13 protein-coding genes are annotated in these 16,836 nt (G+C 59.7%); 5 read left to right on the top strand and 8 right to left on the bottom strand.

What is annotated here, in order from left to right; all coding sequences use genetic code 11:
• Positions 1-13 precede the first annotated feature (13 nt).
• Positions 14-322, top strand: a complete 309-nt coding sequence (locus tag ABRP86_RS01525) for an MGMT family protein (RefSeq protein ID WP_349862179.1) — start codon at positions 14-16, stop codon at positions 320-322.
• Between the two features lie 72 nt (positions 323-394).
• Complete coding sequence (locus ABRP86_RS01520; protein WP_349862178.1) at positions 395-1,243, top strand: hypothetical protein; 849 nt, start codon at positions 395-397, stop codon at positions 1,241-1,243.
• Positions 1,244-1,261: 18 nt separating this feature from the next.
• On the opposite strand, the gene ABRP86_RS01515 is transcribed toward ABRP86_RS01520, so the two are convergent.
• From ABRP86_RS01515 to ABRP86_RS01505, 3 genes are all read right to left on the bottom strand, one after another.
• Entirely contained in the window at positions 1,262-2,593 is a 1,332-nt protein-coding gene (locus ABRP86_RS01515; RefSeq protein ID WP_349862177.1) for an SLC5/6 family protein, read from the bottom strand.
• A gap of 223 nt (positions 2,594-2,816) precedes the next feature.
• Positions 2,817-3,668 (bottom strand): PrsW family intramembrane metalloprotease, encoded by an 852-nt coding sequence (locus ABRP86_RS01510; RefSeq protein ID WP_349862176.1) that lies wholly within the window; start codon positions 3,666-3,668, stop codon positions 2,817-2,819.
• On the bottom strand, positions 3,669-4,250 hold the full coding sequence (locus ABRP86_RS01505) for a hypothetical protein (protein WP_349862175.1): 582 nt from the start codon (positions 4,248-4,250) through the stop codon (positions 3,669-3,671).
• 42 nt (positions 4,251-4,292) lie between these two features.
• On the opposite strand from ABRP86_RS01505, the gene ABRP86_RS01500 reads away from it, so the two are divergent.
• The 3 genes from ABRP86_RS01500 (at position 4,293) to ABRP86_RS01490 (ending at position 8,637) form a co-directional block, all read left to right on the top strand.
• Positions 4,293-6,227, top strand: a complete 1,935-nt coding sequence (locus ABRP86_RS01500; RefSeq protein ID WP_349862174.1) for a M13 family metallopeptidase — start codon at positions 4,293-4,295, stop codon at positions 6,225-6,227.
• Positions 6,228-6,284: 57 nt separating this feature from the next.
• Positions 6,285-7,163, top strand: coding sequence for an alpha/beta hydrolase (locus ABRP86_RS01495; RefSeq protein ID WP_349862173.1), 879 nt, complete (start codon positions 6,285-6,287; stop codon positions 7,161-7,163).
• A gap of 193 nt (positions 7,164-7,356) precedes the next feature.
• A complete protein-coding gene (locus tag ABRP86_RS01490) occupies positions 7,357-8,637 on the top strand; it encodes a PepSY-associated TM helix domain-containing protein (RefSeq protein WP_349862172.1) in 1,281 nt (426 codons plus the stop codon).
• On the opposite strand, the gene ABRP86_RS01485 is transcribed toward ABRP86_RS01490, so the two are convergent.
• The 5 genes from ABRP86_RS01485 to ABRP86_RS01465 all read right to left on the bottom strand — a co-directional run bounded on the left by ABRP86_RS01485 (position 8,576) and on the right by ABRP86_RS01465 (position 16,826).
• On the bottom strand, positions 8,576-12,022 hold the full coding sequence (locus ABRP86_RS01485; RefSeq protein ID WP_349862171.1) for an arabinosyltransferase domain-containing protein: 3,447 nt from the start codon (positions 12,020-12,022) through the stop codon (positions 8,576-8,578). The genes ABRP86_RS01490 and ABRP86_RS01485 overlap by 62 nt on opposite strands.
• A gap of 75 nt (positions 12,023-12,097) precedes the next feature.
• On the bottom strand, positions 12,098-14,074 hold the full coding sequence (locus ABRP86_RS01480; RefSeq protein WP_349862170.1) for a galactan 5-O-arabinofuranosyltransferase: 1,977 nt from the start codon (positions 14,072-14,074) through the stop codon (positions 12,098-12,100).
• A gap of 129 nt (positions 14,075-14,203) precedes the next feature.
• Positions 14,204-14,962 (bottom strand): decaprenylphospho-beta-D-erythro-pentofuranosid-2-ulose 2-reductase, encoded by a 759-nt coding sequence (gene dprE2, locus ABRP86_RS01475; protein WP_349862169.1) that lies wholly within the window; start codon positions 14,960-14,962, stop codon positions 14,204-14,206.
• A gap of 45 nt (positions 14,963-15,007) precedes the next feature.
• On the bottom strand, positions 15,008-16,423 hold the full coding sequence (gene dprE1, locus ABRP86_RS01470; protein WP_349853003.1) for a decaprenylphosphoryl-beta-D-ribose oxidase: 1,416 nt from the start codon (positions 16,421-16,423) through the stop codon (positions 15,008-15,010).
• A gap of 127 nt (positions 16,424-16,550) precedes the next feature.
• Complete coding sequence (locus ABRP86_RS01465; protein WP_349862168.1) at positions 16,551-16,826, bottom strand: hypothetical protein; 276 nt, start codon at positions 16,824-16,826, stop codon at positions 16,551-16,553.
• Positions 16,827-16,836: the final 10 nt, after the last annotated feature.

Below are 16,836 nucleotides of genomic sequence, written 5' to 3'. Positions count from 1 at the left end.
CAAGAGGCGTTTTATGTCAGACTCCTCTGATTTGGCACAGCGCGTGCTAGCCATCGTGGCCGTTATCCCGCCCGGCAATGTGTCCTCCTACGGGGAGGTGGCAAAACTCGCCGGGTGCGGGGCCCGCAATGTCGGCACCGTGATGAATGGGCACGGTGGTAACGCCGCCTGGTGGCGCGTGGTCCGCGCCAATGGCGCCTCCCACGATCCCGTTCGTGCGGAAGAATACTGGGACCGCGAGGGCATCGAGCATTCTCACGGGCGCGTCGCCATGCATAAGCACGGCATGGATGCGCGGGACCTAGCGGTATTGATGCGATAGATAGTGCAGTAGGAAAACTTTTTGCAGTTATAGACTGCGGTGCGGCACCTCTCCAGCTACGCTATATGCGTTATGAAAAAATTAGCTATTGGTTCTCTCGTTACCGCACTTTCCTTCGTGACCATTCCCGCTGCCCAAGCGGTCAGCCTCGATCCCCAATCCGTGCCTGATCGTACGCAGATCACCGTTAGGCACGATTCCGGCGCCACCGTCTCTACCGCCAATAGCCACGAGTCCCGCCCGGCGCTATCCTTGAGCAAGCTCTACCTGGGATATTGGGTGCTCAAGTATGGTTCTGCCGCCGATAAGGCCCAAGTGGAAAATATGATTCGCTATAGCGACGATAATGTGGCAAGGGAGCTAGACCGCCGCTACCCGCAGGCCATTCCCAGCATCATCCAGGAATTCGGGCTGAGCGAGACTCACTACACCGGCTACTGGGGAACCACGCAGACCTCGAGCGAAGATGTCGCGCGGTTTACTGCCGAGATCCAGCACGATCCCGTAGCGGCGCCCATTTTCGCGGGAATGGCTACCGCAGCTCCCGTGGCCGCGGATGGATACCGACAGGATTTCGGCACCGACCACATTCCCGGAGTATGGGGCACCAAATTCGGTTGGTCCGATGACCGCACCATCCACGCCTCCGTATCTACTGGGCATGGGTTTACCGTAGCCGCCAACACCTACGGCGATGCGCAGACCCATACCGCTGATGTCACGCGCGGCGTCAACAATGCCCCAGGCGGCGGATCCAGTGAGGCCATCGGCGCGCGCATCGAAAACGGCCTCAACCTGCCAGAACCTGCGCAGCAGGCGCTTCGCGATGCCACCCGCACCGCGGCCGATCTTGAGCGCCAAGCGTGCGCGAACGCTAATCAAGCCCTGGCGCAGGTAAGCCAAGTTCGGGTGTGCCAATAAGCGGCGAGGGACTGGCCGTTAGATCAGGTTCCAGACGGTCACGGCCATGATGACAAGTCCCATGCCAAAGACGAAGTAATTCCAGATGTCGTTTTTGAACTGGGAATAGTCATCGACCTTTTTAAACATGTAGACCGGCACCAGATAGACCAAGAATGCCACGAAGATGCCACCAACTACTGAAATCATGTCCATGATGGAGGGGTTGAAGACGGCTACGAGGGTCGTTGCCACGAATACGATGACATAAATGATGTTGAGCAGCGCGCGGCGCGAGAGCTTATTGGCCATGCGGGGAACGGCAATGCGCAGGAGGTACTCCGTGCCTTCCTCGGAACCAAGCATGTGTCCAAAGTAGGAAGAAATGATCGCACACATGGTAATAAGCGGTGCCATATATCCAATGAACGGCGTGCCCGTGACGTTGGCGAAATAAGACAGCACCGGGATGTTCTGATCGACGGCCTCGCTCAAACCGTCCGCGCCGAGCGCGAGGACGCAGGACCAGACGAAGAACATGGTAAATACCACGAGCATTGCGGCGGTGTAGAGCTCCACACGAGAGACAAACTTCTCCGTCTTTTTGCCGTAGGCCGGCTGCACGTCAACGGAGAACTGAGATAGCGCGGCCATGTGGGAAAAGGAAAAGACCAGCACCGGCAGGATAAGCAGGATGCCCTTAAGGATTCCCCAGATACCGCCTTCGTATTCAACGTTGAGGAAGCTTTCGAAATCCCACTTGGGGATCAAATAAATGGAGGTTGCCGCCAGGGCGACGATAAGCGGGTAGACCAGCATCTGGGCCAGCCACAGCATGGGGCGGCGGCCGATGGCAAAAAGGCCCGTCATAACGCCCACGCAGGCAATGGACAATATCCACCGATTGATGCTTGGCCCCCCGAGCTGGTTGACGATGAAACTATCGACCACATTGGTAATGCTGATGCCATAAATGAGCACTGTTGGCACGATGGCCAGCCAATACAAGACGGCGATGAAAAGGCCGCTATTGCGGCCAAGGTAGTAGCGCACCAGCTCTAGGACGTCTTTCCCGTGTTGTTCTTGTGGTGCGCCGCTGACTATGCGGGCGTAGGTCCGGTGGGAAAAATACACCAGCGGGAAGATGAACACGGTGGCGAAGACGAGCGGCCAAAATCCGAAGGCGCCGGCGTTGAGCGGCAAGAAGAGGATGCCGGCACCAACACCGGTGCCAAAAAGCGCGATGACCCAAGACAGGGCGGAGCCCACTGCCTTCTGCCGGTTGGCTTCCTCTGCGGAATTTGTCGGAGCTGCCCCCTCGGTACTTTCCGTGCTGTCATCCGTGCGGGACTCGTGGGTTGGGGCATTCATGAAGGTCCTCAGTCCTTAAAGTGGAGGATAGGTGGCAAAAGCGCCTTGTAGAGAGTGTAGCGAAGCTCACCACCACCATGTGCCTTAAACCACAGATTTTTGCGGCCGGGGGAGTCTCAGGATGCTTAGGCGTCCAAAGCAAGCGCGTTTCTCCGAAAATCGAGGGAAATTTTGGCGGAATGCGGTTGTTTTGGACATTTTGGGGAAACAAGCACGCTTGGGGCTAGCGAGTGAAGACGAGCGCGTCCTCCGCAGTGCTGTGGCTGTAGCTGTCATCGTTGTGTGCGTAGTTATTGCCGCGCAGGATGAGCCAGATGCTCAGCGGGTACAAGATGATTGCCACGGAGAGGGCTTGGATGACGGCCGCGGTATCGGAATCGTGCAGGTAATTCCAACCAAAGTGCAGGAGGAAGGATACCGCGAGGCAGCCGAGTGCCACGCCGATGCGCCACCAGAGAGGCTTGGCCGCCGCGTAGAGGGCCCAGCCGATGCCCCAACCGGCGAGCGCCGTGAGCAAGACGTGCAGGCCAGGGCCAGCGATAAGGCGCAAGCCCCACATCTGCATGAGCCCCGCAAAATCGCTATCCGGGTGAGTGGTAGCGCCCATTGAGCCATAGAGGATATTTTCGTTGGCCTCAAAGCCCAGGCCAACGACGGCGCCGACCATCCACCCGTGCCAGGGGCGGTTGAGTTGGCGGAAGGACATCAGGACGAATAAAACGCCGGTGGCCTTGGAAATCTCTTCGGGATAGGCACCGCTCCATGACATAAAGGAATCGACCCACCCAGAATTGATGGCGAGCTGCATGACCGGGGTAGAGCTTATAGATGCCAAGCTAATAGCCATGCCGGAGCCCCATAAAAAGGCAAGCGGTGCCCATACGCGCGCCGGGCGCGCCCACATAGGGCTCAGGCGCAATAGTGCGATGACTATTGCAACAAGGATCGCCGCAATGAGGATGCTGATAATGCCCATCAGCGGTGAGATCAATAGGGTGATGACCGTCTGGGAGATAAAACCGATAAGGCCCAGACCGGAGAAAATCCACAGCGCGGTGCGAAAAAGCTTAGACATTTAAACCAAGGCCTTTCCAGAAAACTCCTCGATATCAGCAGTGACTTCTTCTGGTAGTTCGTCTTGCCCGAAGGCTTTCCAGAGGCGTTCAGTGGTTGTGCGCGTTGCGGCGGATTCCCCGGTGACGGTGACCACCCAGTCCTTATTCTCGTCCGCACCGGTGCCGTTGATGGAGATGGCGGCGGTGGAGGAGGGGGCATCGGCAAGCGCGAGGGCACCATCTTTTCCTTCATAGACCTCGCCCTCTGGAAGGCCTGGAGCCATGCCATAGGCCCGGACCATGCGGCGCAGGGTGTGCTCATCGTCGTCGGTATCTTCCACGATGACCGCCTGTACGGAGGTGTCACCGCAGGTCCAGCCAACGCTGGCCAGCGAAGTATAGTCGCGCTCGCAGTACAGATCGGACACGGTAATATCCCAGTCCTGGCTGGGATCAGACAGGGTTACCTGCTCCACATCGGCGGGGTGTGGTGGTAGCACCGCGTGGACGATGGCGGGCAAGGCAAGCACCACCGTCACGAAGGCGATGACGGCAATAAATAGGCTGCGCGGCCGGGCTGGTGGAAAGCGGAATTTTTCCATAGTCCATACCTTAACTGGAAGGTTTGGCCTACAGTGGCAACCATGAAAGATCTTTATCAATTAGTCAACGGACCTTGGGTAGAAAATCACGTTGTCCCAGATGATCGCGGTGTGGATGGCACCTTCCATGCACTGCGCGATGAAGCAGAAGAATTGGTTCATGACATCGTCAAAGACAACGATGGCCGCCCCGGCAAGCTGTATGCGTCCTTCATGGATACAGAGGGCGTGAATCGCGCCGGCATGGCCCCGCTGGATGCGGACCTTGACCGTCTGAGCGCTGCCGACCCCACGGAATTGGCGCACCGCTTGGGCGAGCTCGAGCGCGAGGGCGTGGGGGCGCCGGCGACGTTCTGGGTGGAAAAGGACTCCGGCTCGGAAGAGGCCGTTGCCTATATCGTGCAATCCGGCTTGGGCCTGCCGGATGAGGCCTACTATCGCGAAGAAGCGCACGCGGAAACGCTGGCCGCCTACGAAAAGCACGTGGCGGAGATGCTGGGCTTTATCGAGCCCACCCGCCTGTTTGGCCTCGGCACCGAGGTTGCAGCCGAGCGCATCGTGGGCTTAGAAAAAGAGCTGGCGGCGGGCCACTGGGACGTGGTTTCTACCCGCGATGCGGTAAAGACCAATAACCCGTGCGAGTTTTCTGAGCTGCCCTCCATCACCCAAGCCTTGCTCGCCGGCGGAAAGCTGCCGGAGCACCGCGTGGTGAATATGATGCCGTCCTACCTGGAGCACCTGGAAAAGCTCTTTACCGCTGACCGCATGGCCGATTGGCAGCTGTGGGCCACCTGGCACATCCTGCGCTCCCGCGCGGCCCTCTTGCCGGAGGAAGTAGGCGCCAAGAACTTCGAGTTCTACGGCACTCGGCTCTCTGGTGCTACCCAGCAGCGTGACCGCTGGAAGCGCGCGGTGGGCTTGGCAGAAAGCCTGGTAGGAGAGGAAATTGGCAAGGAGTTCGTGGACGCGCACTTCCCAGAATCCTCCAAGCGCGAAATGGATGAGCTGGTGGACTACCTCATCGCCGCCTACCGCGAGCGCATTTCCCAACTGGAGTGGATGACCCCGCAGACCCGCGAGCGCGCCCTAGAAAAGCTCTCCCAGTTCAAGGCCAAGATTGGTTTCCCCGATACCTGGCGCGACTACTCCGGGCTGGAAATTTCTGACCAGGGCGCAGATCTGATTGCCAATGCCCGCGCCGGGTCCGCCTTTTCCCACGACTATGAACTGACAAAGATTGGCAAGCCCGCCAACCGCGATGAGTGGGTCACCACCCCGCAGACCGTCAATGCCTTCTACAACCCGGTGGTCAATGACATTACCTTCCCAGCCGCCATCCTGCGCCCGCCGTTCTATAACCCGGATGCGGATGCCGCTGAGAACTTCGGTGCCATTGGTTCTGTCATCGGGCACGAAATTGGCCATGGTTTCGATGACCAGGGCTCGCAATTCGACGGCCAGGGCAACCTGAACTCCTGGTGGTCCGATGAGGATCGCGCGGATTTCGAGGCGCTTACGGCAAAGCTGGTGGAGCAATTCGATGGCCAGGTCCCCACGGTGCTGAAGGAGGCTGGCACCGAATCTTCCGGCGTCAACGGCAAGTTCACCTTGGGTGAAAACATTGGTGACCTGGGCGGACTGGGAATTTCCGTGGTGGCTTACAAGAACTACTGTGCCGATAAGGGCATTGACCTGCTGGGCCAAGAAGAGGAATTTGTGGTCGATGGCGCCGAGCCGGAATTGGCCGAGCACACCTATAACGGCCTGCAGCGCTTCTTCTTGTCCTGGGCTCGCGTCTGGCGCACGGCCATCCGCCCGGAGATGGCGACCCAGTACCTGGCCATTGACCCGCACTCGCCCGCGGAGTTCCGCTGCAACCTCATCGCCGCGAATATCGCGGAGTTCTACGAGGCCTTCGACGTAGACAAAGATTCCACGATGTACCTGGCCCCAGAGGACCGGGTGACCATCTGGTAAATCAGCTCTCCCCGAGCCCGCCTTGTGCACATCATGTGCACGCGTAGGCTCGGGGATATGACTGATGCACACGATAAAGATCCGCACCGGCCGCTAGAGCCCGGCCAAGAATGGCACATCGGCGGGCAAGACCGCCAGATGAGCGAAGAAGAACAGCTAGAGCAGCTGGTTTCTTATATTGATGCCCATTATGAGACGCCTGATTTCCGCCCGCCCTGGGCCGGCGGTGGCTCGCCGGAGGCGGACCACTATTGCGCACTGTTGCCCGACCGCATCACCCACGCCGCCATGATGGTTTTGGGTACCGGTGTTAATCACGCGCTTCCGGGTACGGCGTTTACGGACGGCATTGCCGTGGAGCCTGCCGAGGTCGGCGTCATTTTCCGCCCCTCCGAACCCACCGGCCGGTGGGCGGTATCGCTACACTCCGGCGGCTGGTGGCGCGGCGATGGTAAGGCGCTGGAGATGCAGTGGCGCCCCGAGGTTGCTGCCGCCGCGCAGCTTTCCGGCACCACGATCATTGACGTGGATTATCCGCTCGCCCCGGAGCATACGGTCAAAGACATGGTCGCGGCGGTCAACCGCGCCATTGATTACGCCCGCGAGCAGGGCGCCTCCCACGTCACCACGTGGGGATATTCTTCCGGCGGTGCGTTAGCAGCACTTGCGCCTGCCGATGCCCTCTTGCTCACCTTCCCCGATTTCGGCGCCCTGGCCAACCTGCCGGAGGATTACCGCGTGGGCTATGAGCTGCCTAAACAATTCCCTGAGACCTTCGTGCAGACCGCGACCGAGGATGAGATAGCCGATCGCGTCCACATCCCCCAAGCTAAAGAACGCGATTACGTCTCGACACACCGCGTGTCCACCCCAGCCGTGGCGCGCCAGCGGGTACAGGATGCAGCCGAATTTTTGCGCGGTGAGCTGGCGCAATAGATTAGGGCTCCATTATTTCAGCGATAATCGGGAACTCATGCCAATAAGGCTGCGACTAGTGAGCCATGAAGACTACAACTCATGGTGCGCTATCGCGCCTGCATAAGTTTGCCGGCGTGATCGTCGCGCCGTTCCTCATTGTTGCCGCGCTCAGTGGCTTTTTTACGCGCTCGCGCCCACCCTTGAGCAGTGGGTGTACCACGATGAAATCACCGCCACCGCGCAGGGCAGCCCGCGCAGCTTGGATGAACAGATCGCCGCGGCGCAGCGCCAACACCCCGGCGCCGCGGTGGCCGCGGTGGAGGCGTCTGAAGATCCGGAAGAGACCACCCGCGTGCTGTTCACGGATCCAGATGCCAAGAGCCCCAGCTACACCCACGCCGTATTCGTCGATCCAGTGGACCTGCGCATTACCGGCGAGGAACAACAATACGGCGGTTCGCGGGCGCTGCCGCTGCGCACGTGGTTGTCCAACGGCCACCGCACCTTGTGGTTGGGCGAGCCCGGCCGCATCTATGCGGAGCTCGCCGCCTCCTGGCTCGGTGCACTGACGATCGCCGGTGTCTATCTCTGGCTCAAGCGCAGGAAGAAAAGCCAGAAGAAAAACAATAAGGCGCTGCGGATACACGCCCGCTTGGGCAGCTGGTTGCTGCCCGGGTTCCTATTCCTCACCATTACCGGCTTGACCTGGTCGATGGTTGCCGGAAGCAATATTGGCAAGGTGCGCGAGGAGCTCAACTGGAAGGAACCATCCGTGGCAACTTCTGTGGCAGAAGCCAGCACCGGTGCCGGTGTCCATGCCTGGCACGCGGGACACGCGGGTCATGCTGGACATAGCGGCGGTGAGGCCGTAGACAACGACGTGCTCGAGGGCGCGCAGACGGCCTTGTCCACCGCCCGCAGCGAGGGGCTTACCGGGGTGCTGCGGATGACCCCGCCGGAGCAAGCCGGCGATGCCTGGACGGTGCGCGAGGGGCGCGCGGCATACAAGCTGCGTAGCGATGCCGTAGCGGTCACCGCAGATGGCCGTGTCATCGACCGCATCAATTCGGCGGATTGGCCGCTCGCCGCCCGGCTGACCTCCTGGCTTATCCAATTGCACATGGGCACCCTCTTCGGCATCTACAGCCAGGTGGCCTTGGCCGCGCTGGCGCTGGGCCTTCTCGTCATCAGCATCGCCGGGCTGTGGATGTGGTGGAATAAGCCGCGCCGCCGCCTCCCCGAGCTAAAAATAACCCCCGTCGTGGTGGCAGGGGTTGTGATCTACTCGATCATTGCGCCGCTATTTGGAGCCTCGCTGCTCCTCTTCTTCGCCGGCGATTGGCTGGTACGCCGGCTGCGGCCCCAGTCCCGATCCCGGTCCCGGTCCGGCTCTCAGTCCGGAACGGGCCGCAGCAACGGGGCCAGTGGGCCTACTGCTCGCCTTCTGGCCGGATCTTCATCTCGGATTCTTTCCACAGTCCAGAACGAGTAACGTCCTCATAATCGATCTCTGCGTTGGCTGGGGTATTGCCCTGTGAATCGGTACGCAATTCGTACTTTTCAATGGCGCCCCAGTCGCGGGCCCAATCGTTATTGAGGTAGCTCGGGATTTCGTAGGAGTAGTTCACCGCTTCCGCAGTGGACATGGCACCGCCGCCTGAGAAGGATTGGAAATCCGTCAGGGAGGTTTGCGCCGCCGCATCTGGGAGGATGCGATACTCCGGAATCTCGGTTACGCCGGCGTAGTGGTCAAAGGTGCGCTGGCAGGGGAACTGCAGAGCCACCGCCCAGTCCAAGAGCGCGGGCTTTTCCGCAGGGAACTGGTTATTGATGCTGTCTAGTTCCGGCACGCGCGGTGGGGTGAAGGCTAGCCAGTCGTCTTCATCGGTGGAATCGTCCTCGGCCACTAGCCGTACGACATTGGCTTCTTCCGGCAATTCATCCATGGGCAGGCGCAGGTTGCGCCACTTGGGGGTGGCGCCGACATCGGAAAGCTCTTTTTCTCCCTTATCGGTGACCTTGCCATCCTCATCGATGGTGCCGTATTCCAAGGTGAGCTCCATGCCCTCTTGTTCCACATCATTGACATCGTGGTGATAAATCTTGCCCGCGGCACTGACAGCCAGAACCGGGGTATTTTCCGTGGTCTCCGGCAGGTGATACCACTTCGTGGTTACCTGGGACAGCGACTCTTGGCTTTCGGTGTAGGAGCCCAAGACTGGCACGCTGGTGTAGTCCAAGTTGAAGGGTAGGTGCATGGTCGAGCCATTGACGCCCTTCGTGCCGCGGACACCGCCTTCAGACGTATCGGTGCTTTCTGAAGCCTTCTTCCCAGCGCGGCGGGTCTCGTGCGAATCATCAGAAGAATCCCCGCCGGATTCCTTATCCGTCCCAGCGGTGGCATCGTCTTGGCTGGTGGAGTCGGAATCTTGGGAGCTATCTCCAATGGCACCCACAGAAGCAGAATCCTGATCCTCAGGCTCGATGGATTCGGGGATATTATTCGGCCCGAATCCGTTGCTGGTTTCATCCTTGTCTACCAAGGAATCGCCTAAGTCACCATCCACTGGGGTGAGGAAGGAGTCATTGGTATTGGTTTCTACCAAGGTTTCATTAGCCAGCGAGCAGGTATCACCGCGCAAGGATGCTAGGTTGCCCTTGCCCACTGAGTAGGAATCTGCCTGGGCGACGGTGGCCTTGGCAAAAGAAGCCATCGAAAAAGCCACCACAATGGCGCAGGCTACCGCGATGGGCGCGGACATGATGCCGGCCGAGCGCGATACCTTCGCGGCGGCTTCTTGCTTGAATTCTTTTTCCGTGCCCTCCTCTTGGGCCTGCAATTTGCGATGGCTGTGGCGCAAGGATTGCACCACGCCGACCGCGAGGACGACCAAGGAGATGGCGAGCAGGATCGAGTTGGCCTCAATGCCCTTGAACTGCACTGTGCGGTCCCACCATGGGATGCCGAAGGAGGATACGTACCACCAAGCATTCCAACCCGCGAAGGAGATGGCGAGCAAGAAGAGCACCGCGGCGATGCTAAAGGTGCGAGCGCGCGGGGAGCGCAACGCAAACCTGGATAGCACTACGGCAGCCAGCGCAGCGATCACCCCGGCGACACCGGCATAGATGCCAAAGTGGTGCGTCCACTTGGTCGGGGTGAACATGAGGAAGAACATCGACAGCGCGACGATGATGAGCAGGCGCTGGGTGGGGCCGACTGCGGCACCAATAACGCGGCGATCCTTGATAAACGCAGCCAGGATGAGCACCAAGCAAAACAGCATGGTGAGTACGGCGAAGCGGCGGGTCAGCGAACCATCCACGGATTCTTGGAAGAGCGTGGAATAACGGGCGTATTCGGCATACCACGGCAGCGACGGGCCGACCTCCGAGCGCACCCGGGTGGATTCAGCGACGCTGGCCAAGGTCTGATCTCCAAAGGCAGCGACGATGATGGCAGTGCCGGAAGCCAAAAATGGGGCAACCAAGCTAAGCCAACCGGTCGCGCCGCCGCCCATGGCGGGCACGCGCGCGGCCATCGCACGGAAAAGGTGCGGCAGGCTCACGAGGAATACGCCAACCGCAAAAAGGCCAGTGGGGCCGGCGGCGAGCGTAATCGTGGCAGCGATGGTGCCTACGGCTGCCGGCAGCAACCGGTGGGTGGCAATGGCGCGCTCAAAGGATGCCCACGTCACCATCACGCCTAGGGCCACGATCGGCTCTGGGCGGGTGCCGTTGTTATACGGCAGCCAGAAGGCTAGGAACATCAGTGCGGCGGTCCAGTGGCTGACGCGGCGGGCATCGACGATGTCTCCAAAGCGCGGCAGCATTTCCCGCGAAAGAATGAACCAAATAATGAGCCCCGAAATAAGTCCGGGCAGGCGGACGAAGACCGACGCCGTGGAAATCTGCGAAAGTAGCGCGACGAGGTCATAGTACGGTGAGCCGAATGGCGCCTCCGGCACGCCGTACCACCGGTAGTAGTTGGCCATGTATGTGGCGTTATCGAAGACGCGGCTCATAGAGAAGATGAAGCCATCGTCAGAGGTATTGGCACCGAAGATGTACCAGAGGCCCAAGACGGCGGCGACGACGCCATCGAGGGGGCGAATCTTCTTCCACGTCTCTGGCATGAAGCGCAGCTTTTGCCCATCAAGGCGGTCAATGCGCCACAGGCAGAACAGCGAGACAATCACCATAGCGACGCCGAGCCACATCGCGATGGACTTAATCAGCGAGGGAGAAGAAGTAAACCGCGAGTTGATATCGACGTGGATATTCAGCCCGTCATCGACCAAGTTCTGCACATTGGCATCATCTTTAAGCTCGGTATACACACCGGTGACCTGCGGGCGCAGGTCATCTTCGGTGGTCTTTTTGTGTTTGCCGACGCTGACGGTGGTGCCGTCACCGGTGGCGGAGATGTGCAGCTGGGCGTCATCGGAAAGCTGCGCTACTTCTTTAGCGCTTAAGGTCAGTAGGACCTCATCGAGCGAGACCACAGACAAGCCGTCATCGCCGGAACGGACAAATAGGCCGCGGTTCGATGCCTTCTTAGACTCGGGTGGGACGGTGCTGTAGACCATGTTTTGGCCATCGCGGAGCTCATCCACCGCGGACATGGGGATGGTGGCCTCCAAGTTTTCCGGCGCCACGGAGATAAGCGGTGCATTGATAGATTGCAGCGAATCATTCTGCGGCCAATCAAAGGAAGACTGGGTTTGGTTCACTGGCAATAGCGGGGTGGCTATAAAACACAGGAAACCAATTAACCCGGCGATGATCGCGGTCCAGCGCAACCCGGCAGGGGCTGTGGCGATACTTAGCCCGGAGGGGCGTGCTTCTTTCGATTTCGTTTTAAGGCTATCTGACACGGCGATTAGTGTACGTCAGTCTGGCCCAAGTTCCCGTGTGCACGCCCCGATAACCCCGGGGAAGTGTGGGTGAACTTACTTGGTTCGCACCGCCGTTACGAATGGACCCGTTTGCTCCAGCTCCCAGCCTTCCGCAAAGACCTCGGGGTTGAAGAAGACTGCGCGGTAGCGAATATTTGGCTGGTTAGGATAGATATCCTCAGCCAAGTGCACCTTGAACCCATCATCTTTATTGTCGAGGTCGCCGCGGAAGATGATGGCATCCGGCCCGCGCCACGGTGCGGAATCGAGGGATTTTTGGAACTCTGCAGGAGTAGAGTCCCATGACTCATCCGCCCAGGCTTCAATCTGGTCATTGCGGTGTTTGAATTCCCCGAGGGGATTTGCATAGTGGCTGGTAAAGGCGTTAAAGCCCCAGTATGGGTAGTAAGCCATGAAGGTTTTTTCATCCGTGAGGACTACCGTTTCGTTGGCCGTATAGCCCTGATCCTGGATGAAGTTGTGGATATCCAGATAATAATGAGCGGAATCGCTGGTAAAGCGATCCGCGCGCTCGCCGTAACCATCGGTATCACTGTAGGCGTGGTCGATGGCATCTTCGTTTGCCTCGGGAATCTGCTGGGCATAATGGACTCCAGCCAAGGCGAGGAAAATGCCAAAAACCGCCGTAATCCGCTTATTGGCCGCGTGGGAGAAACTAGCGGGGTACAGGCGGTGAATACCGGCTTTGCGGACTTCCGCAAGGGCAAGGACGCCCGCCGTCGCGAACAACAGCACCACGATGACCTCAAGGCGGAAGCTCAGTAGGGTGGTGCCGACCAAGGTCATCACCATGGACAGCACCGTCCATACATAAATGCCAATGATGGACAACCCCAGCGCGCGGACTTCCGCATCTCGCAACCGGGTGATAATAAAGATCAGACCGGCAAGACAGAGGAATCCTACGATGCTCAAGGAAAGGAACGGCACCGGAATTTGTGTGCCTTCCTCCGGCAAGTAGTGCTGCGCGGTAGCTTGCAGGGGTGCGGTCGAGTGCAGAACCTGCCAGAGGTATGGGGCCCAGGCGATGGCTGCGATGGCAAGCGATCCCACCGCGATGATGACTAGGCGCACGATGGGTCGCCACGTCCGCTCGTACAGTGCGGTGAAAACGGCGATCAGACTGACCACGGTTAGCGCTGCCGCGCCGGTGAACAAGGTATAGAAGGTAGCGGAGATTCCGAGGTAGATAGCGACCGCGGCGGTAGACAACGACGATCCTTTGAATGCGCGCGCGCTTAACACCGCGATGGCGGGTATGCCCATGGCGATGACCGCGGAATAAGGCTCTTCCGCCGCGATGGTCAAGGTAATGGCGGTGGTGGTAAGCGCAATAGCTGTTCCTACCGGCAGGGATTTAGTGAGGTGTTGCCAAATGGGAACGAGGATACAGCCTGCAACCGCGATGGAAATCAGGCCCCACGGCTGATAAACCTCCCAGCCGGGAATACCCAATATGGAGCCGAGCCGTCCGCCTAGCCAGAACCAGCCCAGCGGGTAAAACGTGGGCATGTCTGGGTAGTTCATGTCCGCATAGCCCATTTGATCTACTGACCGGGTAAGGAACTGGGTGCGGAATGCCTGGTCCACCTGCACGCCATCGAGCCATAAGCGCGAGGCAGACAGCGGCAGGCCCACGGTGGCAAGGGTCAATAAGGCGGGGGAGAGATACGTGATGGCGTAGGTCACCCACGTGCGCCAGCGCGGGCGAGAGAAATTCTCCTTGTAGTGGTCATAGAGCCACCACGCGCTAAAGCCACCTGCCAAGGCCAACGTCAAGATCACGCCGACCGTACACAGCGCGCGGGTGACCATGGAGGTATTAAAGGAGGGCAGGGAGACGGTTTTGAAGGCATACCAGCCGAAAAGCGTAATTGCCCCGCCGCCCAGCGCTGCGAAAATAATGCCCAGCAGGGTGCTGCGGTGCGACATGGCATCGGCGTGGTAGGCGGTGGTGCGTTTTTCCTCGCTCACGGGAACTGCTTGGGAAGGCGTAGCTGGGCTTGTCATGCCCTTTAGTTTCGCATACCTTAATCACTCTTCTGGGATTAGGCGCGGTGTGAGCTGGCTTATTAACCAACTAAGCGCGCAGGGCCGCGGGCCTTGAGGAGCCCGGCATACCCTGCGCGCAGGAACTGGTTAGAACGGCAGCTTGCGGAAGATGGGCTGCGGGATGAACTTGAATGCCAGCGATACGTACTTGAACAGCGGGTGGACGTAGATGGACTGCTTGCCATCGAGTACCGCCTGCACGGTGGCCTTGGCCACGTCAGAGACATTGACGGTCAGCGGGGCATCGCCGGCCTCGGCCGACATCTTGGTGCGAACCTGGCCCGGGCGGACGACGAGCACGTTGGCGCCAGAGCCGCGCAGTGCTTCATCCAGGTTGATGTAGAAGCCATCCACGCCGGCCTTGGAAGCACCGTAGACAAAGTTGGAGCGGCGCACGCGCATGCCGGCCACCGAGGACATCGCCACGATGGTGCCGTGGCCCTGGTGCCTGAACTTTTCACCCAACAGCACGCCGACGGAGACGGGCGCGGTGTAGTTGGTCTGGGCAGAAGCCACGGCCTTGTCGTGGTTTTGCCACAGCTCTTCCTGGTCCCCCAGGGTGCCAAAGGCCACGATGGCGATATCGACATCGCCGCGCTCCCAGGCCTTATCGATGACCGCCGGGTGCGAGTCAAAGTCGGTGGCATCAAAGTCCACGACCTCGACATCCGCGCCGCGGGCCTCCAGGTCAGCCTGCGCCTTCTCGATGCGCGGGGACTGGGCGCGGGCAGCCAGGGTGACCTTGGCAGGGCCGCGCTCAAGGAATTCGGCGACGACGCCGAGGCCGATTTCAGAGGTACCGCCCAAAAGCAGGATGTGCTGGGCTTGGCCTACTGCATTAAGCATGGTTTAAAAAATCTCCTTCATGAGGGGTGGTGATGAGTCCAGTGATTAGTGCAGCTCGAGGCGGCGGGACATATCGGAGGCAAAGACCCCGGTGGGGTCGATGTCATTGCGGGTCTTGAGCCAGCCTTCTAGGCCCGGGTACATCTGGTGGAAGTTCTCGGCAGAGGTGCGCGATTCCTTTGCCAGGTACAGGCGGCCGCCAAACTCCATGACGCGGCGATCCAGGTCATCGAGAAGCTCGCCCAAGCCCGGGCGGATGGGGAAGTCCACGCAGACGTTCCAGCCCGGCATCGGGTACGACAGCGGAGCGCGGTTTCCTTCGCCGAAGAGCTTGAATACGTTCAGCGCGGAGTAGTGGCCGGAGCGCTGGATATCGCGGATGATCTCCTTGAATGGCTCCACGGCCTCTGTGGGAACGACGAACTGGTACTGCAAAAAGCCCTTGGAACCGTAGCCGCGGTTCCACTCGCCAATGAGATCGAGCGGTTGGTAGAACTGCGTCAAGTTCTTTACCTGGTTCTTCGCCGGCGCGCCCATGGTGTAGTAGGCCAAGCCCACAGCGGATAGGCTGAGCTTATTCAGCGTCCAAGACGGAAAGATATCCGGCACGGTCATCAGCTGCGGCGCGTTGAACTTCAGCGGATCCTTCGCCAGCTTGGGGGCCAATTCCTCGAGCTGCGCCAAGGTGGCCAGCGAGCCGCGGGAAATGGTGGAGCGGCCCAGCTTCGGCTCTGGGGAGATGACATCGAACCAGGCGGAGGAATAGGTGTAATTGTGCTCCGAACCATCCGAGTGGAAGGCAATGGTTTCTTCCAAGTTATCGGTGCGATCCGTATCCGCGATGAAGTAGGCGGTCTCCGTCTTGGTCATGCGGATAGTAGCGCGCAGGATGATGCCGGTAAGGCCCATGCCGCCGATGGTGGCCCAGAAGAGCTCACCGCTGGGGTCATCCTCGCTGCCCTCTGGGGTGAGGTGGAGAACGCGGCCATCAGCAACCAGCAGATCGATGGAGACCACGTGGTTGCCAAAAGAACCGGCGGAGTGGTGGTTCTTGCCGTGGATATCGGGGCCGATGGCGCCGCCGATGGTGACCTGGCGGGTGCCCGGCAGGACTGGAACCCACAGGCCATAGGGCAGCGCGGCCTTCATGAGCTGGTCAAGGGTGACGCCACCATCGACATCAACAAGCGCGGACTCCGGGTCAATGGAGTGGATCTTGTTCAGCTTTTGCATGTCGATGACCAGGCCGCCACCATTTTGGGCGGGGTCACCATAGGAGCGCCCCATGCCGCGCGCGATGACGCCGCGGCGCAGGTGGGCGGGCTTGTCCGAGTTATCGTCCGCAACCTGTGCCACTGCATTCTTGATGACGTCCACGTCTTCCGTGGACAGCACATGGGCGGTCGTGGGGGCGGTGCGGCCCCAGCCGTGCAGGGACTTTTCGGTGGTATGTAGTTCCATCTCTTACTCTTTGCTCGACGGATTGTATCGATGTACCAGCCTACCTAGCTCATAGTGCGGTGGCTGGAGTGACGTTCGTGATATTTAAAACATCGTGGGGCACACAGGCGGCTCCGAATGGTGTGTTTCAGAGATCCATGATCTCGCGGATTTCTTCCGGCAAGTCCGCTTGGGACTCAATGGTGGGCCCTTCATAGCTGCCCAAAATCTCGTACACGCGGCGGCGCGAAGTGGAATCCAAAATCGGCATTTCCTCTGCCATCAGGCGCGTCATAAAGGGGCTAAGCGGCAGATTGGTGTGCTTTGTTGCTTCAAAATGCCCGTTGCGCTTATCGTCCTCGGCCCGCTCATCCTGAGCGGCTTGCTGGGCGGGTGTCATATGCTCTGTCTTTTCCGAGTACATGCGCAATAGC

The sequence above is a fragment of the Corynebacterium sp. KPL3927 genome (genome assembly GCF_040225835.1).
Classification (GTDB): domain Bacteria; phylum Actinomycetota; class Actinomycetes; order Mycobacteriales; family Mycobacteriaceae; genus Corynebacterium.
The sequence above is the reverse complement of the archived record's forward strand: the minus strand, read 5'-3'. Positions and strand labels throughout refer to the sequence as shown.